Here is a 20408-nt window from a genome sequence, read left to right on the forward strand (position 1 = left end):
TTATTTTAAGTAATAAAATGAGGTACAGAATGATTTTTTATTAGATTTTATTGGATATCGACAGGAGATCAGTGATGTCCTGCTCGATGGGTAATGATTCGTTATATAAATAGTCCGTCCATTTGAGCAGCTGATATTATGCTCTTTGAGAAAATTAATATAGTACTCATCAAATCTTAGGTCATCGTTTCTGAAAATCTTGCAGCTATTGATTGTCGTGATCAGTGTATACGACGCGAAAGGTGAATCGGTTGTTGCTGACTGATTAATGAAGATATGCAACAGAATAATCAACAAACTTGTAATACCGGCGACAAGACATCCTGTCTTTCTTTTTCTCACGGCCCCGATGATTGTCCTCGACAGGACGTCACCTTTGTCTTGCGCCGTCGGTGGGTCGGCGTGAAGTTGCTGGCTCCCTTCATCATGAGCGCCATGTCCTTCCGTCACCGCTCTGTTTATCTGATTTATTTCTGCAGCGGCGATATCATTAGCCTTCTCCGCAGGGGTCCCGGGAGCCTCAATCCGGATATTCGCTTCATCCGCAATCATGAAACCCCGTTTAGGGATTGTTTGAATAAGTGTGCCATTCACATTGAAGCGATTTAAAGATTTACGCAGCAAAGAGATGTTTTGATATAGAGTATTTGGCGTAACACTCATCCCTCTTTCTCCCCACGCATTTTGCAGCAGCTCTGCCTGGGTGACAATTCGTCCCTGATTTCTTATTAACAAATCAAAGCAAAGGCTTGCGGGTATTGCCAGGGCCATGCGTTCATTACTTTTTATGGAATGGAGAGTATGCGCTTCTGAGTTAAATCGCAGCGTGTTCTCGATAACGTAAATAGTAGCCATATATGATTTCTTATTGTGAGAATAGTTACCACTGTGTCATTTATCTGGGGTTTGATGCCGCGATACTAGCACCAAAGAGTAAACCTGACATTCACTCATAACTAAGAATAATCTTAATCCCCGGGTGAGAGTTTTTCTGAATTGCTTTTTATTTGTTAAATTTACTAACTATTCTGATATTTATCAATGTCTTGAGTTTTAACAAATGCTCAACAGATGTGATTTTTTTGCCCTTCATAACTTTATGAGTAATAAATTTTGCTTATTAAGCTTACTATTTGTGTATGAAATGTGGCGGTGCTACCGTAACAAAAATAATAGTGATGTTTTGTCACCTTTCATAAAAGAAAAGTAAAAAAGCAGGGGCCAACGTCATCATGGATGTTGGCGTCTGCCGACGGATGGGGTCAACAGGCTCAATGGAATGGAGGTTCTGTTATCATGGCTGTATTGATCGTAACAGATAATTATTTCTATATGCAGGGTCTGGTCAGCATGGCTGACGATGAGTGCAACATCACCTGGGTCGATAACATTGACAATGAGTATGCGCACCAGCAGTGCCAGGCACTGAGCGCCGATGATTACGTCATTATCCATTTTGCACAGATAGATAAAATGCTTTGCTCGTATCAGTATTATTTGATGAACAGTCCGGCGAAAGTGATTGTGGCTCCAGATGCCAAATTTGTCACTGATGTTTCTGACATCAACAATATCTGCTTTCTGTCTGCTGATGCGAGCGTTAAAACGGTTGAAAGCATCCTTAAGCTGAAGAAGTTTAAAGTCAGAAAAAGAAACCTCACGGTTCGTGAAGAGAAGATTATGTCATTGCTGATTATTGGTAACTTAATTAATGACATTTCTAAAACACTTGGTCTGAGTATCAAGACAGTGAGTTTACATAAAAGTAATACCAGCAATAAGGTCGGCTTGTTGAATAACAACAACATTACCATGCTTGCCTTAATGCGTTTTATCTTGCCGGCATCAGGGACCGACATGATTCTTATTTAATGTTGTATTACTGCAGTGTTATTGCGTTTTATTTTCACGGAAATCTATTAAGTTTTATCGATTGTATTCAATTTTTGCATTTAAGAACATCCTGTTCTTAAGGGTAATGGCTCCATAAATAACTATGGAACAGCACGGGCGATATAAAGCCTTTTATTTTTCTCAGGTGATGAATATGAAATTGAAAATGTTAGCAGCAGCTCTTGTGACGACTTTCTGTGTGGGCGCTGTTCAGGCAGCAGACGTTACGGCTCAGGCCGTCGCAACCTGGTCGGCAACGGCAAAAAAAGACACCACCAGCAAACTGGTTGTGACACCTCTGGGTAGCCTGGCTTTCCAGTATGCAGAAGGAATTAAAGGCTTTAACACCCAGAAAGGTCTGTTCGATGTTGCGATTGAAGGGGATGCGACTGCGACAGCATTTAAACTGACCTCCCGTCTGATTACCAACACCCTGACTCAGCTGGATACCTCCGGTTCGACGCTGAATGTCGGTGTGGATTATAACGGCGTTGCCGTCGAAAAAGCGGCTGATACCGTCATGATCGATACGGCGAATGGCGTTCTGGGCGGCAACCTTAGCGCGCTGTCTAACGGTTACAACCAGGCTGGCCGCGCTACCGCACAGGATGGTTTCAACTTCTCAATCATCAGCGGCACCGCCGATGGTACGAATGCAGTCAACGATTACAGCACGCTGCCGGAAGGGATCTGGAGCGGTGACGTCAGCGTCCAGTTCGACGCGACCTGGACCAGCTGATTTCTCTGTAGCACGAGCAGGGGGGATTCCCCCTGCTTTCTTCCACGGACCGAATTCATATGAAAAACCGCATTCTGGCTATCAGCCTGTATTTTTGCGCCATCATGCCGGCCCTGGCACTGGATGTTGGCGATATTTCTTCATTTATGAACAGCGACGCCAGCGTGCTCAGTAAAGAGATTAAAAATACCACCGAGAGTGGACGTTTAATCAATATCCATGTTGAACGTCTTTCCTCACCGCTTGAAGGCGGCAGCGTGATTCCGATGGACACTCAGGATGAAGTGCTGCTGACACCCGCCAGCCTGCTACTGCCCGCGAAGAGTCGTGATGTCATTCGCTTTTTCTACAAAGGCCCGGCGGATAGTAAAGAGCGCTACTACCGCATCGTCTGGTTCGATCAGGCGTTGAGCGATGCGCAGCGCGATAGTGCCAGGCGCAGTGCGGTTGCTACCGCATCGGCCCGTATCGGCACCATCCTGGTCGTTGCCCCACGCAAGGCGGATTACCGCTATCAGTATGCCAACGGAACGCTGGTGAATACCGGCAATGCCACGCTACGTATCCTGGCTTACGGCCCCTGCCTGAAGCCCGCAGATGGCAAAGAATGCAAAGAAAACTATTACCTCATGCCCGGCAAAGAGCGCCGTTTCACCCGCGTGAATGTTGCCGATAAAAAAGGGCGGGTCGCACTCTGGCAAGGCGAGCAGTTTGTTCCCGTAAAATAACAATTGTGCTGACGGAATCAGGTTATGCCTTTACGACGGATTTCACCTGAGCTGAAAACGCTCATTGCCTGTGGTATGGCCATTTTTACTCTTCCGCTTAGTGTGAATGCTGCTCCGCAGCAGGTGCAGCAAATTGGCGGCGTGGTGATTCCCCAGGCATTCAGCCAGGCGCTACAGGATGGAATGAGTATTCCACTGTTTCTTCACCTGGAAGGCAGTGCGGGGACGCAGGACGACCAGCGGCTTGGCAGTGCGTTTATCTGGCTGGATGCCGGCACGCTTCGCGTCCGTCATATTCAGCTGGAAGAGCGCGGTGACAACGCCAGCGTGAGCGAACAAACCCGAAAAACGCTGACTGAACTGGCGAATGAACCCTTCAACAGCGATTTACACATCGCGCTCACCCGCGATGCGCAGCTGCAGCTCAGCCTGCGGCAACTGCTGCTGCAACTGGTCGTGAAACGAGAAGCGCTGGGAACCGTCCTGCGCTCGCGCAGTGAAGATATCGGCCAGTCCAGCGTTAACAGCATCAGCAGCAGTCTGAACTATAACCTCGGCGTCTATAACAACCAGATGCGTAACGCGGGCAACAGTACGTCCAGCTATCTGTCGTTAAACAGCGTCAGCTCCCTGCGCGAGCACCATATTGTGTTGGACGGGTCGCTCTACGGCACCGGAACCAGCAATCAGGATAGCGAAATTTATAAGGCCATGTATGAGCGTGATTTCGCCGGGCATCGCTTTGCCGGCGGGATGCTGGATACGTGGAATTTACAGTCGCTTGGACCGATGACCGCCATTTCTGCCGGGAAAATCTACGGCGCATCCTGGGGAAACCAGGCCAGCTCAACGGTGTTTGATAATTCACAATCGGTCACGCCGATCGTGGCTTTCTTGCCTGCCGCGGGTGAAGTGCATTTGTCGCGCGACGGGCGTCTGCTGAGCGTACAGAACTTCGTGATGGGTAACCACGAAGTGGACACCCGGGGCCTGCCATACGGCATTTATGATGTGGACGTTGAGGTGATCGTCAATGGCCGGGTGGTCAGCAAGCGTACTCAGCGGGTGAATAAACTCTTCAGTCGCGGGCGCGGAGCGGGCGCACCGCTGGCCTGGCAGGTGTGGGGCGGCAGCTTCCATATGGATCGCTGGTCAGAGAGCGGCAAGAAGAGCAAACCGGCAAAAGAGAGCTGGCTGGCAGGGGCGTCGACATCCGGCTCCGTGGGCACGCTCAGCTGGGCGGCAACCGGCTACGGTTATGATAGCAATGCCGTCGCCGAGACGCGTCTGACCGTACCACTGACGGAGTCTGTCAACGTTAACCTGCAAAATATGCTGGCCAGCGATAGCTCCTGGAGCAGCATTGGCAGCATCAGCGCCGCGTTGCCCGGCGGTTTTAGCACCGTCTGGGTTAACCAGGAAAAAACCATTATTGGCGACAGGTTGCGGCGCAGCGATGCCGACAACCGGGCGATTGGCGGAACCCTTAACCTGAACCCGCTGTGGTCAAAGCTGGGGACCTTTAGCATTAGCTACAACGATGACCGTCGCTACAACAGCCATTACTACACGGCGGATTATTATCAGACTCTCTTTAGCGGGGCCTTCGGTTCGCTGGGCCTGCGTGCCGGTATTCAGCGCTTCAATAATGGCGGCGGCGGTAGCAGTAGCAGTACCGGGAAATATATCGCGCTCGACTTCTCACTCCCCCTGGGGAACTGGTTCAGCGCCGGTATGACCCACCAGAACGGCTATACGATGGCAAACCTTTCCGCCCGTAAACAGTTTGATGAGGGCGTGGTACGTACCCTTGGGGCCAATATTTCGCGGGCGATCTCCGGTGATACCGGCGATGACAAAACGCTGAGCGGCGGCGGCTATGCCCAGTTCGATACCCGCTATGCCAATGGCACCCTCAATATTAACAGCGGCGCTGACGGCTATGTGAATACCAACCTGACCGCCAGCGGTAGCGTCGGCTGGCAGGGGCGAAATATTGCCGCCAGCGGACGCACCGATGGCAACGCCGGCGTGATTTTTAACACCGATCTCGATGATGACGGCAAGCTGAGCGCCAGGGTCAACGGACGGGTCATCCAGCTGACCGGCAAACGCAATTATCTGCCGCTTTCGCCGTACAGCCGTTACGAAGTCGAGCTGCAAAACAGTAAGAACTCAATCGACAGCTACGACATTGTCAGCAACCGCAAGAGCAGTCTGACGCTCTACCCGGGCAACGTGGCGGTGATCGAGCCGGAAGTGAAACAGATGGTGACCGTTTCCGGGCGCATCCGCGCCGAAGATGGAACGCTGCTGGCCAATGCACACATCAATAACCATATTGGCCGGACCCGTACCGATAACACCGGAGGATTCGTTATGGACGTGGATAAAAAATACCCCACCATCGATTTCACCTACGGCAATAACCAAAGCTGTGAAGTCGGGCTTGAGATAAGTCAGGCGCGCGGGGCGGTGTGGGTCGGCGATGTCGTCTGCACGGGTCTGAAAACTTACGCCAGCGCGCAGCAGGCAGGAGAAGGTCATGAAAGCTAAGTGGTTCCCGTTGGTAAGCCTGTTTATCGTCGCGCTGTGCGCGGTGCGGGCAGAGGCGGCGGTAACGAAAACAACCTGGGCAGACGCGGCAGCGGTGCAGTTTGTTTTTGTGGAAAACAACTCCGATGATAACTTTTTCGCCACGCCGGGCGGCGTGCTGGATCCGCGCATGACCGGCGCCAGTCGTTGGACCGGGCTGAAATATACCGGTAGCGGCACTATCTACCAGCAGAGTCTGGGCTATATCGATAACGGCTATAACACCGGGCTGAATGCCAACTGGAAGTTTGACATGTGGCTGGAAAACTCGCCGGTGTCGAATCCCCTGAGCGGGCTGCGCTGCATCAACTGGTACGCCGGTTGCGATATGGCGACCAGTCTGATTTTGCCTCAGGTCACCGATGCGAACGGCTTTTACGGTGTGACGGTGACCTCCGGTGGACAAAAATGGATGCACGGCATGATGTCGGACGCTTTCTACCAGTATCTGCAGCAGATGCCGGTAGGCGGCAGCATGTCGATGACGATCAACGCCTGCCAGACTTCCGTCTCCTACGATGCAAGCAGCGGAGCGCGCTGCAAAGATCAGGCCTCCGGCGCCTGGTACGTGCGTAAAGTGACCCATACTAAAGCGGCAAACTTAAAGCTGATTAACACCCATTCTCTGACCGAAGTCTTTATCAATAGCGATGGGATCCCGACGCTGGGCGAGGGCAGCTCGAACTGTCGCGCGCAGACGATTGGTACCCGTAGCGGTCTGAGCTGCAAGATGGTCAACTATGCGTTACAGCATAATGGGCTGAGCAACACTTCGATTCATATTTTCCCGGCGATTAACAACACGTCGCTGACCTCGGCGGTGAATATCTATGATATGCAGTTCAGCCTCGATGGTAACAGCTGGAAACCGGTCAGCAGCAATGCCTACTACTATACGTTTAACGAGATGAAATCCTCGGATTCGGTCTACATCTTCTTTTCCAGCAACTTCTTTAAGCAGATGGTGGCGCTGGGTATCAGTGATATTAATACCAAGGATCTGTTTAATTTCCGCTTCCAGAACACCACTTCGCCGGAGTCCGGCTGGTATGAGTTTTCTACCTCCAACTCGCTGATTATCAAACCGCGTGATTTCAGCATCAGCATTATTTCCGATGAGTACAGCAGTTCGCCGTCGCGCGAAGGGTATGTCGGGGCGGGGCAGCCGTCACTGGATTTTGGTTATATCGTCACCACCAGCGGAAAAACCGCCGCCGATGAAGTCCTGATCAAAGTGACCGGCCCGTCGCAGTCGATCGCCGGGCGTTCATATTGCCTGTTCAGTTCTGCGGACGGGGTGACAAAGGTGCCTTTCCCCGGGCTGCTGACGTTTACCACCCAGACCGGAACGACCAAAAATTATGATGCCGGCTGTGATGACAGCTGGCGCGATATGACGGATGCGCTGTGGCTGACGACGCCGTGGACAGATGCTTCCGGCGATATTGGCGTGATGAACAAGACGACGGTGAAATTTTCCATCCCGATGAACGACAGTATTTCGTTGAGAACGGTAGATGACGATGGCTGGTTTGGTGAAGTGAGTGCTTCAGGAGAGATTCATGTTCAGGCGACATGGCGCAATATTAATTAACCTGCTCCAGACCGTCGCGTGGTTGCTGCTCCTGGGCCTACCAACGGCGGGCCTGGCGATTTCCGTCGGTAATTTAACCTTTTCGCTGGGCGCAGAGGAGAGCTTTGTCGCCAAACGGGTACTGAATAACAACCCGAGCGCGCGGCTCTATCAGATTTCCGTCGTCGGGATAGACCGGCCGGGAGGTAATGAGGTTCGCTCTCGTCCGGCAGATGGCGAACTGCTCTTTGCCCCGCGTCAGCTCACTTTGCAGGCCGGGCAAGGGGAATATTTTAAATTTTATTATCATGGCCCGCAGGATAATCGTGAACGTTATTACCGGGTTTCGTTTCGCGAAATTCCCACCCGAAACCGCATTGGCCGTACTGCGGCCGGTGGATCGGTTGGTATTGATCCGGTGGTGGTGATGGAAACTATTATGGTGGTACGCCCGCGGCAGGTGCAGTTCAAATGGGCCTTCGATCGGCAGGCGGGAAGCGTCAGCAACAGCGGCAATACCTGGTTTAAACTGCTGATCAAGCCGGGATGCGATGCAACGGAAGAAGAGGGTGAGGCCTGGTACTTACGGCCAGGAGATGTGGTTCGCCAGGCGGCGCTGCGCCAGCCTGGGAATAAATACATTATCTATAATGATAAATTTATTAAAATATCAAAGGATTGCGAGTAGGCTTTGCCGATAAATAAAAAAGCCTCCCGCAGGAAGCTTTTTTATTATCAGGTCATGACCATCGGCCATTGGGGGGGCGTCTGACTCATGACTTCGATCATGACGTCTTTGATATTGCCCCAGATTTTCGCGATATCCAGCAGCGTGATCCCCAACAAGCCGGTGGCGAACCAGCAGGCCGCCACCAGGCCGATGCAGCTACAAATAACGGCTAAACCGGCATAGTCACTTTTGCGTAGCTGAATGTTCATCGAGCTGGCCAAAAACATCAGAACCGCGCTCACCAGCGGCCAGCGCAAAAGTATGACACTGGTAGTTATGGAAGCCATCAACCTCATCCTCAAAGAAAATCGGCTGCCTTTGACAACCTGGCGAGACTGACGATGACGTGGCGCTCTGGCTATCTACGGGCAATCAGGAGAATAATGAAACATTGTTCTTGTTTCATCAAGTTGTGTGAACTATATCACATTTGCTGTTTTATTCACCAGCCCAAAATGCGCGTTTTTGGTGGTTTTTAAAGCCGTGCTTTTATTGTGGATAATGAGGGTGGGGGCATTTTACCGCGACCTCAAACAGGCAACCTGATTTTCGCGGCGTCCGGTTTCTTTTTTTGTGCTCGTTATCTACGGCTTTTATTACATATTCTTGCCGATCGGACGGATAAACCGAATCAGCGAACGACACTGTTTTTATAATGCCGAGAGTGTTTCTCGATTCTCTGCGAAATTAGTATTATTCATCATTATTGAGGGTGGGGTTTTTACATCAAACGACTGGTTGCTGAAAATAGTCTCTGTTGTATAACAACGAGTGTGATCTTTTACCGTGATAAGGCATATCGTATGGATAAAAAACGGAAATGAATCGTCGCACATTGCACAACGTGTTGAGAATATTGGGAGTGACGCTGGTGGTTCTGCTCCCCGTCGTGCTGGCGCTGTGGTTTGCGCAAATCAGAGCCAAAGCCGAAACCTCCGACCGGCTTCATGCATTTTCACAACTGGCGCTACAGAAAACGGAAATGGTTGTTTATGAAGCCGATCGCGCGCGTGAAAAAGCCTTGCAGTTTAAGGGGACAATATGCTCTTTCGCACATCAGCAATATATGTTGTCGGTTGTTCGCAGCCTGCTTTATGTCGATGATTTAATTTATGCCGACGGTACGCGTTTGTTTTGCTCGACTGCTGTCCGCCCCGATACCGCATGGCGTATTCCGCCGGCGAATTATACAAAAAAGCCGGATATCGCTATCTACTACTATCGCGATACGCCTTTCTATCCCGGTTTTGCGATGAACTATATGCAGCGAGGGCACTACATTGCGGTTATTAATCCGCTCTCCTACAGTTCGTTAATATCGAGTGATAAAGATTTATCCTACGGTTTGTACGATACAAAAACGAATCAGTTTTTTTCCACCAGTAAAAATGCCGACCCCGCGGTACTGCATGGTCTGATTCGTCAGGAAGATGCCTTTTTTCGGCACGGTAACCGGGTGTACACCGTGGCTCATTCCGCCATCCGCCCGATCGCCGTGATTATGTCTACCTCATACGCCAGTTATTACCAGAGCTTTTATGATCAGGTGACGCTCACCCTGCCGCTGGGGGGGATTTGCAGCATTTTGATCTTACTGGTGTGGTGGCGCACCCGGCAGCAATACCATTCGCCGCGAAATATGCTGCAACGCGCGCTCAATCGGCGTCAGCTGTGCCTGCATTATCAGCCGATAATCGATATCGAAAACAACCGCTGCGTCGGAGCCGAAGCGCTGCTGCGCTGGCCGGGATTTGACGGGCCGGTGATGACGCCGGCGGAGTTTATCCCTTTGGCGGAAAATGAAGGGATGATTGCGCAGGTTACCGATTACGTGGTGGATGAGTTATTTTCCGAACTCGGGGAGTTTTTGGCCGGGCATCCGCATCTGTATATTGCGATTAACCTGTCGGCCACCGATTTCCACTCTTCGCGGCTCATTGCCCAAATCGGTGAAAAGGCGCGGAGCTATGCGGTGAATATCGATCAAATTAAAATTGAAGTCACCGAGCGCGGATTTATTGACGTGCAGAAAACGATGCCGGTCATCCAGGCATTCCGCGAAGCCGGGTATGAAATTGCCATTGATGACTTCGGCACCGGCTATTCCAATCTGTATAATCTCCACTCGCTTAACGTGGATATCCTGAAGATCGATAAATCGTTTATCGATACGCTCACTACCAATAGCACCAGCTACACGATCGCCGAGCATATTATTGAAATGGCCCGCAGCCTGCATTTAAAGACCGTTGCCGAAGGCGTCGAAACGGCGGACCAGGTTAACTGGCTGCGAAAACGCGGGGTCCGGTATTGTCAGGGCTGGCACTTTGCGAAAGCGATGCCGCCACAGGAGTTCAGGCAGTGGCTGGCCAACGCTCCCGGGCTGCTCAGCCCTTGCATGTGAACGCTCAGGCGGAAATTTGATGACGATAATCGCTGGGGGTACGATCGAACTCCCGGCGAAATACCCGTGAGAACGTCTGCTGCGACACGTAGCCCAGATCCATCGCAATATCAAAGATCGGTCGCTGGGTTGTCCGAAGCGCCTCTGCGGCCAGCAACAGCCGGCGCTGGCGGATGTAATCGCCCAGCGTTTGATGCATCACGGCGCGGAACATCCGCTGGAGGTACCATTTTGAATACCCGGATTTTCTGGCGACTACATCAATGTTAAGTGGTTGATCGATATGTTCATCAATCCATTCAATAAGTGTTTGGATAATATCCTGATGGGACATAAAGCGGCCTCTCTCAATTCTCGATTCGTCGTTTTGTCTGCGGGCGAGTATAATTCCTCAAGTTAACTTGAGGTAAAGCGCTTTTATGGAAAAGAAATCCCCCCGTATTAAAATGCTGTTGACCCCCGGCGAGGTGGCAAAGCGTACCGGCGTTGCCGTCTCCGCCCTGCATTTCTATGAAAGCAAAGGGTTAATTCACAGCCAGCGTAATGCCGGTAATCAGCGGCGCTATCGCCGCGATGTGCTGCGCGCGGTGGCAATCATCAAGATTGCCCAACGAATCGGCATTCCGCTGTCGACCATTGGTGATGCCTTCGGCGTGTTGCCGGAAGGGCATAACCTCAGCGCGAAGGAGTGGAAACAGCTCTCATCGCAGTGGCGGGAGGAGCTTGATCGGCGTATTCATACCCTGACCGCGCTGCGCGACCAGCTGGATGGCTGTATCGGCTGCGGCTGTCTGTCGCGACGCGACTGCCCGCTGCGCAACCCGGGAGATAAGCTGGGTGAAGAGGGGACCGGCGCGCGGCTGCTGGAGGATGACGTATAAAACTAAAGCGCCACAACAGGGCGCTTTAGTTGTTTTCCGGTCTTTGTCTTTAATACTATCCTGGTCGTTCGCAGGAGGGTTTCCCCCGACGTCGGCTCACCTCGGTATTGCGCAAGATGTTGATGGAGGTTCCGGATTGCGCCGACAACTTAATTGTGGCACAGCCCGGCTTTTTCACCCGTTTATTTCGGCGAAATTTTTCCGCCAATCGCCGTCAGTTCCTATAGTTAATTTGAACGAATTACGGGAGGACCTCCATGCTGACGGTACATCATCTCAATCAATCGCGATCCCAGCGCGTGCTGTGGGCGCTTGAAGAACTCCAGTTGCCTTATCGCATTGTCAGCTACCAGCGGGAAAAAAATATGCTGGCGCCGCCGGCGTTAAAGCAGATCCACCCGCTCGGAAAATCCCCGGTGGTGGAAGATAACGGCTACGTGCTGGCGGAATCGGGCGCCATCCTGGAGTACCTGCAGGAAACCTACGATAGCGACCAACGGTTCAGACCGCAGGCGATGGCGGATAAGCTGCAATACCGTTTCTGGCTGCACTATGCCGAGGGTTCACTGATGCCGCTGATGTTGATGAAGCTGGTGTTTGCCAGCCTCGGTAAACCGCCCATTCCGCTCGGGATGCGCACACTGGGCAATGCCCTGGGCAAAGGGGTACAGAAGGCCTGGCTGGACCGGCAAATCGCCACGCACGCTCGCTATATTGAGGATCATCTCTCCCGTCAGCCGTGGTTTGCCGGCGCGCAGCTCAGCATGGCCGATATCCAGATGAGCTTTCCGGTCATGGCGCTGCTGGCGCGCGGCGGCATCAAGGATCTGCCGCGGATCGGACAGTGGGTGCAGCGTATAGAGCAGCGTCCGGCCTGGCAGAAAGCGATTGAACGCGGCGGCCCGTTCACCCTGCCGGAATGAGGTAGTGATTTTTGTGATGACCGCGGTGAATTGCTATCAGCGCAATACAAAAATGTTACCGGATTGCGCATAGACGACAACGTTTGCGCATCGGCTGGTTATTTCATGAACGCCATAAGCAAAATTTAGCGAATTAACACAAACTTCAGTTGAAAAGGCCCGTCTAAAGGCTGGATAATCGTTTGCCTTTGTATTTTGCTCGCTATTTATCCCTGTTCTGGGGGGGAGCAAATACATTCTGACCACCGTTATTGTATGCGCGGAGTTAAACGTTTGCTTTTTTGCAGCCCCCCTGGCGCTGCGAGGTCGCACAAGGAGATCGCGTTTAGCTGGCAGTGGATGGTCCACCACGCATACGGACGAACGATTAAAATTTTCAGGGGAAGTTTTCTATGTCTACGCCTTCAGCGCGTACCGGCGGTTCATTAGACGCCTGGTTTAAAATTTCAGCTCGTGGCAGCTCCGTTCGTCAGGAGATTGTTGCCGGTTTAACCACCTTCCTGGCGATGGTGTACTCGGTCATTGTTGTCCCGGGCATGTTGGGTAAAGCCGGGTTTCCTCCGGCAGCCGTGTTCGTCTCCACTTGTCTGGTCGCCGGCGTAGGCTCTCTGGTGATGGGGCTGTGGGCAAACCTGCCGCTGGCCATCGGCTGTGCTATTTCGCTGACCGCGTTCACCGCCTTCAGCCTGGTGCTGGGGCAGCACATCAGTATTCCGGTTGCGCTGGGCGCCGTGTTCCTGATGGGCGTGCTGTTTACCATTATCTCCGCCACCGGTATTCGTAGCTGGATCCTGCGCAATTTACCGCAGGGCGTTGCGCACGGCACCGGGATAGGTATCGGCCTGTTTCTGCTGCTGATCGCCGCCAACGGCGTGGGCCTGGTGATTAAAAACCCGCTGGACGGTTTGCCGGTGGCGCTGGGTCACTTCAACAGCTTCCCGGTGATTATGTCGCTGGTGGGGCTGGCGGTGATTATTGGTCTCGAAAAAATGAAAGTGCCGGGCGGTATTCTGCTGACCATTATCGGCATTTCGATCGTCGGGCTGATTTTTGACCCGAGCGTTCATTTCTCCGGTATTTTCGCGATGCCGTCGCTGAGCGACGACAAAGGCAACTCGCTGATTGGCAGCCTCGATATCATCGGCGCGCTGAACCCGGTAGTTCTGCCAAGCGTTCTGGCGCTGGTGATGACGGCGGTATTTGATGCCACCGGCACTATTCGCGCCGTGGCGGGGCAGGCAAACCTGCTGGATAAAGACGGGCAGATTATCAACGGCGGTAAAGCCTTGACCACCGACTCCCTGAGCAGCGTCTTCTCCGGCGTGGTCGGGGCGGCGCCGGCGGCGGTGTATATCGAATCCGCGGCAGGTACTGCGGCGGGCGGCAAAACCGGCCTCACCGCGGTGACCGTTGGCGTGCTGTTCCTGCTGATTCTGTTCCTCTCCCCGCTCTCTTATCTGGTACCTGCGTATGCCACGGCGCCAGCGCTGATGTATGTCGGTCTGCTGATGCTGAGCAACGTGGCGAAAATCGATTTTAATGATTTCGTCGATGCGATGGCCGGGCTTATCACCGCGGTCTTTATTGTGCTGACCTGTAACATCGTAACCGGCATCATGATCGGCTTTGCCGCCCTGGTCATTGGCCGTCTGGTGTCCGGCGAGTGGCGCAAGCTGAATCTGGGAACCGTTATCATCGCGGCCGCGCTGGTGATCTTCTACGCCGGTGGGTGGGCTATTTAAGCTTTTCTTGCGAATAGCGGGCGGCTCAGGCCGCCCGTTTTATTTTTAAGCCACATCCTGTTTCCTTTTGCGTTAATCTGAGTAGCGTATTATCCAGAGACATGACGCCTCCGGTGTATACCCGTCATACTTCAAGTTGCATGAGCGTTGGCTGTCCTCGCTCACCCCAGCCACTTACTTCAGTAAGCTCCTGGGGATTCCCTGCGTCGCCGCCTGCCTGCAACTCGAATTATTGAGGGTATAAAATAAGAAAACCCAGCAAACAGGGAACACATGGAAATATTCTTCACCATACTCATTATGACCCTCGTGGTCTCTCTCTCCGGGGTGGTTACACGTGTACTGCCCTTTCAGGTTCCACTACCACTGATGCAAATCGCCATTGGCGCGCTGTTGGCGTGGCCGACGTTTGGTTTGCATGTTGAATTCGACCCCGAGCTGTTCCTGGTCCTGTTTATCCCGCCGCTGCTTTTTGCCGACGGCTGGAAGACGCCGACCCGTGAATTTATTGAGCACGGACGAGAAATCCTCGGGCTGGCGCTGGCGCTGGTGCTGGTGACGGTGGTAGGTATTGGCTTCCTCATTTACTGGATCGTGCCGGGTATTCCGCTGATTCCCGCCTTTGCCCTGGCGGCGGTGCTGTCACCGACCGATGCCGTGGCGCTGTCAGGTATCGTGGGCGAAGGGCGCATTCCGAAAAAAATTATGGGAATTTTGCAGGGCGAGGCGTTGATGAACGATGCCTCCGGCCTGGTCTCGCTGAAGTTTGCCGTCGCCGTGGCGATGGGCACGATGGTCTTTACCGTCGGCGGTGCCACGGTCGAGTTCCTCAAGGTCGCCATCGGCGGTATCCTCGCCGGGTTTGTCGTGAGCTGGCTGTATGGTCGTTCGATGCGCTTCCTCAGCCGCTGGGGCGGCGACGAGCCGGCGACGCAGATTGTTCTGCTGTTCCTGCTGCCGTTTGCCTCCTACCTGATCGCGGAACATATCGGTGTATCCGGGATCCTGGCGGCGGTGGCGGCGGGGATGACCATCACCCGTTCCGGCGTGATGCGCACCGCGCCGCTGGCCATGCGTCTGCGTGCGAACAGTACCTGGGCGATGCTGGAATTTGTCTTTAACGGCATGGTCTTCCTGCTGTTGGGTCTGCAGCTGCCGGACATTCTGTCAACGTCGCTGGTGGCGGCGGAAGCGGATCCTAATGTTGAAACCTGGATGCTGTTTACCGACATTATCCTGATCTACGCCGCGCTGATGCTGGTGCGTTTTGGCTGGCTGTGGACGATGCGCAAATTAAGCCAGCGTTTCCTGAAGAGGAAACCGATGGAATTTGGCTCGTGGACCACTCGTGAACTGCTGATCTCCTCCGTTGCCGGGGTACGCGGGGCGATAACCCTCGCCGGTGTGCTGTCGATTCCGCTGCTGCTGCCTGACGGTAACGTCTTCCCGGCCCGCTATGAGCTGATCTTTTTGGCCGCCGGGGTGATTCTGTTCTCGCTGTTTGTCGGGGTGATTGCGCTACCGATTTTGCTCCGCCACATTGAGTCGAGCGACCATGTTCAGCAGCGTAAAGAAGAGCGGCTGGCGCGCGCGGCGACGGCAGATGTGGCGATTGTCGCGATTCAGAAAATGGAGGAGCGTCTGGCGGCTGACACCAAAGAGAATATTGATAACCAGCTGCTGACCGAGGTCAGTTCGCGGGTGATTGGTAATCTGCGCCGCCGCGTCGACGGACGCAACGATGTCGAAACCTCCATCCTCGAAGAGCAGCTTGAGCGTCGGTTCCGCCTGGCGGCGCTGCGTTCAGAACGCGGAGAGCTGTATCATCTTCGTGCGACCCGGCAGATCAGCAATGAAACGCTGCAGAAGCTGCTCCACGACCTTGACCTGCTGGAAGCGCTGCTAATCGAAGATCAGTAGCAGCGTACCGCTTCCCCGGCGGCGCTACGCTGGCCGGGCGATGAATTCAGTATGACTGTTTTTGTCGCCCGGCCAGGCGCAACGCGCCGCCTCCGGGCACTCACTCCAGCCAGAACGCCTTACTGCATTCCAGCCACGCCTGCGCGCTGTGCGACAGATAAACGCCTTCCCGCCAGATCATCCCCAGTTCCCAGTGCAACTCACTCTGCAGCGGTATCCAGCAAAAATTCTGCGCGTCGAGACGTTCGCAGATCGGTTGCGGCAGTATGGCCACGCCGATGCCCGCCTGCACCATGGCCGCGAGGAAGTCCCACTGTCCGCTGCGCACCGCGATGCGGGGCTTCACATCATGACAGGTAAACAGCGCCATCAGCTGCCGGCTCAGCGCGAAATCTTCGTTATAAATGACCAGGGGATGGGCGGCGAGGGCTTCCGGCGAGAGTGACTGAACGTTTTCCCACGCCTCGGTTCTCGGCGTCAGCACGCACAGCGGATGGTTGAAGAGCGGCAGCGTGCTCAGGCCGCTGTCTTCGTCTACCGGCAGCGCCGTCATGGCGAGATCCAGTTCGCCGTTGCTCACCGCCTGCTGAACCGTCAGCCCGCCGAACTCAGCAATTTTCAGCTCCACGCCCGGGTAGCGCTGGCGAAACAGGCCGATCGGTTCTGCCATCAGCATCCCGACCATCGGCGGAATCCCCAGTCTCAGGATCCCTTTGTGCAGGTGATTAATATCGCTCAGCTCCGATTCCAGCTGATGAAATTCCCCCAGAATCGCCTGCCCACGCTCAAAAACAACCCGACCGGTATCGGTCAACAGGAGCCGGCGGCCATCGCGAATCAACAGGGTGCAGTTCAGCTCATCTTCCAGATTTTTGAGCATTTTGCTGATCGTGGGCTGTGTGACGAAAAGTTTTTCCGCAGCGCGCGTAAAACTCTGCTGACGCACCACTTCGACAAAATAGCGCAGCGTTCGGATATCCATAATTATTCCCAGAGACTATACCTGTGATGATTTTAATTCATTTCTGTCCGCTCAGGCGGCTCTCTATACTGCACACCTCGCTTCTTTTTCAGGAATTTCGCTCATGGCCTTCGCGCCAGCTCGTGTGACCCCCTTCGTTGTACAGCGCCTCCAGGTCCCGGTTCAGGTGCTGATTTATGCCGGATTGTTCGTTTGCGCTGAATATTTGGTTAACTGGCTGCATCTACCGCTGCCGGCGAACCTGGTCGGTATGTTGATGCTATTGGCGCTGATTGTCTGTCGGGTTATCCCGCTAAAATGGGTGCGGGCGGGCGCGCGCTGGCTGCTGGCGGAAATGCTGCTGTTCTTTGTTCCGGCAGTGGTGGCGGTGGTCAACTATACCCAGCTGCTGATGGTCGATGGCTGGCGGATCATGCTGGTGATTGCGCTGAGTACCCTGATGGTGCTGGGGGCTACGGCATGGGTGGTGGATAAAGTGTATCGCTATGAAGTCAGCCGGATGAAGCATGAGTGATTTTCAACTGAGCGTCCTGTGCCTGGTTGTGACGCTGGCACTCTATTTCGCCAATAAGCGCCTGTATCGCCGCTTCCACAGGCTGCCGCTGATGCCGCTGGTGTTTACCCCGATACTGCTGGTGCTGATTCTGGTGTTTGGCCACATTTCCTATCAGAACTATATGGGCGAGGCCCACTGGTTGTTATGGCTGTTGGGGCCTGCAACTATCGCGTTTGCCGTCCCGGTATATGACAACCTCGCGGTCATTAAACGGCACTGGATGTCGCTGACCGCAGGGGTGACGACGGCAGTGGTGGTCGCGGTGACCAGCTCCGTGTGGCTGGCGCGACTGTTTACGCTGCCGGATGAGATTCAGCGTAGCCTGGCGGTGCGTTCGATCACGACGCCGTTTGCGCTGGCCGCGGCAAAACCGATCGGCGGTCAGCCGGAGCTGGTGGCGCTGTTTGTGGTGATCACCGGCGTGTTTGGCATGGCGGTGGGCGATGCGCTGTTTATGCGGCTCGCCATTCGTGAAGGGATGGCAAAAGGCGCTGGGTTTGGCGCCGCCTCGCACGGCGCAGGCACCGCCCGTTCATATGAGCTGGGGCCGCAGGAAGGGGTGGTGGCTAGCCTGGTGATGATGTTGTCTGGCGTGGTGATGGTACTGGCGGCACCGCTGGTGCGCCTGCTGATGTTTTAATGTTCCCCGGCCGGGCGGCCGGGGAGGGTCAGGTTAGTGCGCCTGGCCGCGTTCGATACCGATCCCGGTTTGCGAACGGATAAACTGAGCGCGGAACTGCTCACGCTCGCGCATCCCTTCCGCCGAGTTGTCGGTGGCGGAGAAAATCCAGATACCGATAAAGGCGATAGCGATAGAGAACAGCGCCGGATACTCATACGGGAATATCGCCTTTTCGTGGCCGAGGATCTGGACCCAAATCGTCGGGCCAAGGATCATCAGAATCACGGCGGTCAGCAGCCCAAGCCAGCCGCCCACCATGGCCCCGCGAGTGGTCAGCTTCGACCAGTACATCGACAGCAGTATGATCGGGAAGTTACAGCTGGCGGCGATGGAGAAGGCCAGACCCACCATGAAGGCGATGTTCTGATTTTCAAACAAAATCCCCAGCAGAATCGCCACGACGCCCAGCACCAGAACGGTGATTTTCGAAACCCGCAGCTCATCGCGCTCGCTGGCGCCTTTGCGGAAGACGTTAGCATACAGATCGTGAGAAACCGCCGATGCGCCCGCCAGCGTCAAGCCGGCGACCACCGCCAGAATAGTGGCGAAGGCGACCGCTGAAATAAAGCCGAGGAACAGGTTGCCGCCTACCGCATCGGCCAGGTGTACCGCCGCCATATTATTGCCGCCGATCAGCACGCCCGCGGAATCTTTGAACGCGGGATTTGCGCCCACCAGCATGATCGCGCCGAAGCCGATGATAAAGGTCAGGATATAGAAGTAGCCCATAAACCCGGTGGCGTAGAACACGCTCTTACGCGCTTCTTTCGCATCGCTCACGGTGAAGAAACGCATCAGAATGTGCGGCAGACCGGCGGTACCGAACATCAGACCGAGACCGAGCGACAGCGCCGATATCGGGTCTTTCACCAGTCCGCCTGGGCTCATAATCGCCGCCCCTTTCGGATGCACCGCCATCGCTTCACTGAACAGGTTGTTGAAGCTGAAGCCGACGTGCTTCATGACCATGAAGGCCATAAAGCTGGCGCCGCACAGCAGCAGGACGGCCTTGATAATCTGCACCCAGGTGGTGGCGAGCATGCCGCCGAAGAGAACGTAGAGCACCATCAGCACGCCGACCAGTACCACCGCGACGTGGTAGTTCAGGCCGAACAGCAGCTGAATCAGCTTGCCTGCGCCGACCATCTGAGCAATCAAATACAGCGCCACCACCACCAGCGAACCGCAGGCGGAGAGGGTACGAATCGGCCCCTGCTTAAGGCGATAGGAGGCGACGTCAGCGAAGGTGTAGCGCCCGAGGTTACGCAGGCGCTCGGCGATCAGGAACAGAATTATCGGCCAGCCGACCAGGAAACCGAGGGAGTAAATCAGCCCGTCGTAGCCTGAGGTGTAGACCAGCGCGGAAATACCGAGGAAAGAGGCGGCCGACATAAAGTCGCCGGCAATCGCCAGCCCGTTCTGAAAGCCGGTGATATTTCCGCCCGCGGTATAGTAATCGCTGCGTGAGCGAACGCGTTTTGACGCCCAGTAGGTGATATACAGCGTCAGGGCGACAAAGATCAGGAACATGACGATCGCCTGCCAGTTCGTCGGCTGGCGTTGTACCGCGCCGGTGATGGCGTCAGCGGCACTCGCGGTAAAAGGGAGCGTGGCGGCAATCGCCGTCAGGACTTTCTTCATGATGCGTGCACCTCGTTGATAACGCTTTTGGTCAGACGGTCAAAGTCTCCGTTAGCCCGCCAGACATAAATCCCGGTGAGGACAAAAGAGATAACGATAACGCCGATGCCGATCGGGATGCCTCGGGTGACGCTGGTGCCGGCATGCAGCGGCGTGCCCAGCCAGCCAGGGGCGAAAGCGATGAGTAGAATAAAGCCCACGTAGATCACCAACATAATCAGTGACAGGATGGCGGCAAACCTTTGCCGGGTTGCAACTAACTCCCTGAAATGCGCACTATCTTCTATCCGCTGACAAAGTTGCTCATTCATTACAGCGTCTCCAGAGGTACCCTTTTTGTCATCCGCGCGCTGACCGTCGGCAGCACTTATCCGCCCGGCAATGTGCTGTCGGGAAGAGAGGGTGCTTCCTGCTGTCCT

Annotated in this window: 19 protein-coding genes; 13 read left to right on the plus strand and 6 right to left on the minus strand. The window is 54.2% G+C overall.

Going from position 1 to position 20408, the window contains the following annotated elements:
- Nucleotides 1–855 (minus strand): winged helix-turn-helix domain-containing protein, encoded by an 855-nt coding sequence (locus tag ROR01S_RS10170; protein ID WP_015585358.1) that lies wholly within the window; start codon nucleotides 853–855, stop codon nucleotides 1–3.
- A gap of 441 nt (nucleotides 856–1296) precedes the next feature.
- On the opposite strand from ROR01S_RS10170, the gene ROR01S_RS10175 reads away from it, so the two are divergent.
- The 6 genes from ROR01S_RS10175 (at nucleotide 1297) to ROR01S_RS10200 (ending at nucleotide 8216) form a co-directional block, all read left to right on the plus strand.
- Nucleotides 1297–1872: a LuxR C-terminal-related transcriptional regulator gene (locus ROR01S_RS10175; RefSeq protein WP_004856502.1), complete on the plus strand. Its 576-nt coding sequence runs from the start codon at nucleotides 1297–1299 to the stop codon at nucleotides 1870–1872.
- 175 nt (nucleotides 1873–2047) lie between these two features.
- Nucleotides 2048–2632: a common pilus major fimbrillin subunit EcpA gene (gene ecpA, locus ROR01S_RS10180; protein WP_004856503.1), complete on the plus strand. Its 585-nt coding sequence runs from the start codon at nucleotides 2048–2050 to the stop codon at nucleotides 2630–2632.
- Between the two features lie 59 nt (nucleotides 2633–2691).
- Nucleotides 2692–3360 (plus strand): EcpB family pilus assembly chaperone, encoded by a 669-nt coding sequence (locus ROR01S_RS10185; protein WP_004856504.1) that lies wholly within the window; start codon nucleotides 2692–2694, stop codon nucleotides 3358–3360.
- A 24-nt stretch (nucleotides 3361–3384) separates the two neighbouring features.
- Nucleotides 3385–5916, plus strand: a complete 2532-nt coding sequence (locus ROR01S_RS10190; RefSeq protein WP_004856505.1) for a fimbrial biogenesis outer membrane usher protein — start codon at nucleotides 3385–3387, stop codon at nucleotides 5914–5916.
- Nucleotides 5906–7549 carry a fimbrial adhesin EcpD gene (ecpD, locus tag ROR01S_RS10195; RefSeq protein WP_004856507.1) on the plus strand — a complete coding sequence of 548 codons (1644 nt, stop codon included), beginning with the start codon at nucleotides 5906–5908 and terminating at the stop codon, nucleotides 7547–7549. The genes ROR01S_RS10190 and ecpD overlap by 11 nt, the downstream gene beginning before the upstream one ends.
- The gene (locus ROR01S_RS10200; RefSeq protein WP_004856509.1) at nucleotides 7518–8216 is read left to right on the plus strand and encodes a fimbrial biogenesis chaperone; all 699 of its coding nucleotides are present in this window, start codon (nucleotides 7518–7520) and stop codon (nucleotides 8214–8216) included. The genes ecpD and ROR01S_RS10200 overlap by 32 nt, the downstream gene beginning before the upstream one ends.
- 47 nt (nucleotides 8217–8263) lie before the next feature.
- Here ROR01S_RS10200 and ROR01S_RS10205 read toward each other — a convergent pair whose 3' ends face one another.
- Nucleotides 8264–8545: a YjcB family protein gene (locus ROR01S_RS10205; RefSeq protein WP_004856511.1), complete on the minus strand. Its 282-nt coding sequence runs from the start codon at nucleotides 8543–8545 to the stop codon at nucleotides 8264–8266.
- Nucleotides 8546–9078: 533 nt separating this feature from the next.
- Between ROR01S_RS10205 and pdeC the strand changes: the two genes are divergently transcribed.
- Entirely contained in the window at nucleotides 9079–10662 is a 1584-nt protein-coding gene (pdeC, locus tag ROR01S_RS10210; protein WP_044023572.1) for a cyclic di-3',5'-guanosine monophosphate phosphodiesterase PdeC, read from the plus strand.
- Between the two features lie 4 nt (nucleotides 10663–10666).
- On the opposite strand, the gene soxS is transcribed toward pdeC, so the two are convergent.
- Nucleotides 10667–10996, minus strand: coding sequence for a superoxide response transcriptional regulator SoxS (gene soxS / locus ROR01S_RS10215; protein ID WP_004856516.1), 330 nt, complete (start codon nucleotides 10994–10996; stop codon nucleotides 10667–10669).
- Nucleotides 10997–11081: 85 nt separating this feature from the next.
- Between soxS and soxR the strand changes: the two genes are divergently transcribed.
- From soxR to ROR01S_RS10235, 4 genes are all read left to right on the plus strand, one after another.
- The gene (soxR, locus tag ROR01S_RS10220; protein WP_004856518.1) at nucleotides 11082–11543 is read left to right on the plus strand and encodes a redox-sensitive transcriptional activator SoxR; all 462 of its coding nucleotides are present in this window, start codon (nucleotides 11082–11084) and stop codon (nucleotides 11541–11543) included.
- Between the two features lie 257 nt (nucleotides 11544–11800).
- On the plus strand, nucleotides 11801–12466 hold the full coding sequence (locus ROR01S_RS10225) for a glutathione S-transferase family protein (protein WP_064359436.1): 666 nt from the start codon (nucleotides 11801–11803) through the stop codon (nucleotides 12464–12466).
- Nucleotides 12467–12858: 392 nt separating this feature from the next.
- Nucleotides 12859–14208 (plus strand): NCS2 family permease, encoded by a 1350-nt coding sequence (locus ROR01S_RS10230; RefSeq protein ID WP_004856522.1) that lies wholly within the window; start codon nucleotides 12859–12861, stop codon nucleotides 14206–14208.
- A gap of 273 nt (nucleotides 14209–14481) precedes the next feature.
- The gene (locus tag ROR01S_RS10235; RefSeq protein ID WP_004856523.1) at nucleotides 14482–16128 is read left to right on the plus strand and encodes a Na+/H+ antiporter; all 1647 of its coding nucleotides are present in this window, start codon (nucleotides 14482–14484) and stop codon (nucleotides 16126–16128) included.
- Between the two features lie 100 nt (nucleotides 16129–16228).
- Here ROR01S_RS10235 and ROR01S_RS10240 read toward each other — a convergent pair whose 3' ends face one another.
- Nucleotides 16229–17110, minus strand: coding sequence for a LysR family transcriptional regulator (locus ROR01S_RS10240; protein WP_004856526.1), 882 nt, complete (start codon nucleotides 17108–17110; stop codon nucleotides 16229–16231).
- Nucleotides 17111–17213: 103 nt separating this feature from the next.
- Here ROR01S_RS10240 and ROR01S_RS10245 point away from each other — a divergent pair, with 103 nt between their 5' ends.
- Together ROR01S_RS10245 and ROR01S_RS10250 are read left to right on the plus strand one after the other, a co-directional pair.
- Nucleotides 17214–17624 (plus strand): CidA/LrgA family protein, encoded by a 411-nt coding sequence (locus tag ROR01S_RS10245; protein ID WP_004856528.1) that lies wholly within the window; start codon nucleotides 17214–17216, stop codon nucleotides 17622–17624.
- Entirely contained in the window at nucleotides 17617–18306 is a 690-nt protein-coding gene (locus ROR01S_RS10250) for an LrgB family protein (RefSeq protein WP_004856530.1), read from the plus strand. Before ROR01S_RS10245 ends, ROR01S_RS10250 begins: the two co-directional genes overlap by 8 nt.
- Before the next feature lie 33 nt (nucleotides 18307–18339).
- Here the strand turns inward: ROR01S_RS10250 and actP are convergent, their stop codons facing one another.
- Both actP and ROR01S_RS10260 read right to left on the minus strand, forming a co-directional pair.
- Entirely contained in the window at nucleotides 18340–19989 is a 1650-nt protein-coding gene (actP, locus tag ROR01S_RS10255) for a cation/acetate symporter ActP (protein ID WP_004856532.1), read from the minus strand.
- The gene (locus tag ROR01S_RS10260; protein WP_004856533.1) at nucleotides 19986–20300 is read right to left on the minus strand and encodes a DUF485 domain-containing protein; all 315 of its coding nucleotides are present in this window, start codon (nucleotides 20298–20300) and stop codon (nucleotides 19986–19988) included. Before ROR01S_RS10260 ends, actP begins: the two co-directional genes overlap by 4 nt.
- Nucleotides 20301–20408: the final 108 nt, after the last annotated feature.

This window comes from Klebsiella ornithinolytica NBRC 105727 = ATCC 31898 (genome assembly GCF_001598295.1).
In the GTDB taxonomy this organism is placed as follows: Bacteria; Pseudomonadota; Gammaproteobacteria; order Enterobacterales; family Enterobacteriaceae; genus Klebsiella; species Klebsiella ornithinolytica.

What these genes read in the sequence shown, in the direction of transcription:
- ROR01S_RS10170 (WP_015585358.1), bottom strand. Translation starts at nt 855, where the DNA reads ATGGCTACTATTTACGTTATCGAGAACACGCTGCGATTTAACTCAGAA.
- ROR01S_RS10175 (WP_004856502.1), top strand. Translation starts at nt 1,297, where the DNA reads ATGGCTGTATTGATCGTAACAGATAATTATTTCTATATGCAGGGTCTG.
- ecpA (WP_004856503.1), top strand. Translation starts at nt 2,048, where the DNA reads ATGAAATTGAAAATGTTAGCAGCAGCTCTTGTGACGACTTTCTGTGTG.
- ROR01S_RS10185 (WP_004856504.1), top strand. Translation starts at nt 2,692, where the DNA reads ATGAAAAACCGCATTCTGGCTATCAGCCTGTATTTTTGCGCCATCATG.
- ROR01S_RS10190 (WP_004856505.1), top strand. Translation starts at nt 3,385, where the DNA reads ATGCCTTTACGACGGATTTCACCTGAGCTGAAAACGCTCATTGCCTGT.
- ecpD (WP_004856507.1), top strand. Translation starts at nt 5,906, where the DNA reads ATGAAAGCTAAGTGGTTCCCGTTGGTAAGCCTGTTTATCGTCGCGCTG.
- ROR01S_RS10200 (WP_004856509.1), top strand. Translation starts at nt 7,518, where the DNA reads ATGTTCAGGCGACATGGCGCAATATTAATTAACCTGCTCCAGACCGTC.
- ROR01S_RS10205 (WP_004856511.1), bottom strand. Translation starts at nt 8,545, where the DNA reads ATGGCTTCCATAACTACCAGTGTCATACTTTTGCGCTGGCCGCTGGTG.
- pdeC (WP_044023572.1), top strand. Translation starts at nt 9,079, where the DNA reads ATGAATCGTCGCACATTGCACAACGTGTTGAGAATATTGGGAGTGACG.
- soxS (WP_004856516.1), bottom strand. Translation starts at nt 10,996, where the DNA reads ATGTCCCATCAGGATATTATCCAAACACTTATTGAATGGATTGATGAA.
- soxR (WP_004856518.1), top strand. Translation starts at nt 11,082, where the DNA reads ATGGAAAAGAAATCCCCCCGTATTAAAATGCTGTTGACCCCCGGCGAG.
- ROR01S_RS10225 (WP_064359436.1), top strand. Translation starts at nt 11,801, where the DNA reads ATGCTGACGGTACATCATCTCAATCAATCGCGATCCCAGCGCGTGCTG.
- ROR01S_RS10230 (WP_004856522.1), top strand. Translation starts at nt 12,859, where the DNA reads ATGTCTACGCCTTCAGCGCGTACCGGCGGTTCATTAGACGCCTGGTTT.
- ROR01S_RS10235 (WP_004856523.1), top strand. Translation starts at nt 14,482, where the DNA reads ATGGAAATATTCTTCACCATACTCATTATGACCCTCGTGGTCTCTCTC.
- ROR01S_RS10240 (WP_004856526.1), bottom strand. Translation starts at nt 17,110, where the DNA reads ATGGATATCCGAACGCTGCGCTATTTTGTCGAAGTGGTGCGTCAGCAG.
- ROR01S_RS10245 (WP_004856528.1), top strand. Translation starts at nt 17,214, where the DNA reads ATGGCCTTCGCGCCAGCTCGTGTGACCCCCTTCGTTGTACAGCGCCTC.
- ROR01S_RS10250 (WP_004856530.1), top strand. Translation starts at nt 17,617, where the DNA reads ATGAGTGATTTTCAACTGAGCGTCCTGTGCCTGGTTGTGACGCTGGCA.
- actP (WP_004856532.1), bottom strand. Translation starts at nt 19,989, where the DNA reads ATGAAGAAAGTCCTGACGGCGATTGCCGCCACGCTCCCTTTTACCGCG.
- ROR01S_RS10260 (WP_004856533.1), bottom strand. Translation starts at nt 20,300, where the DNA reads ATGAATGAGCAACTTTGTCAGCGGATAGAAGATAGTGCGCATTTCAGG.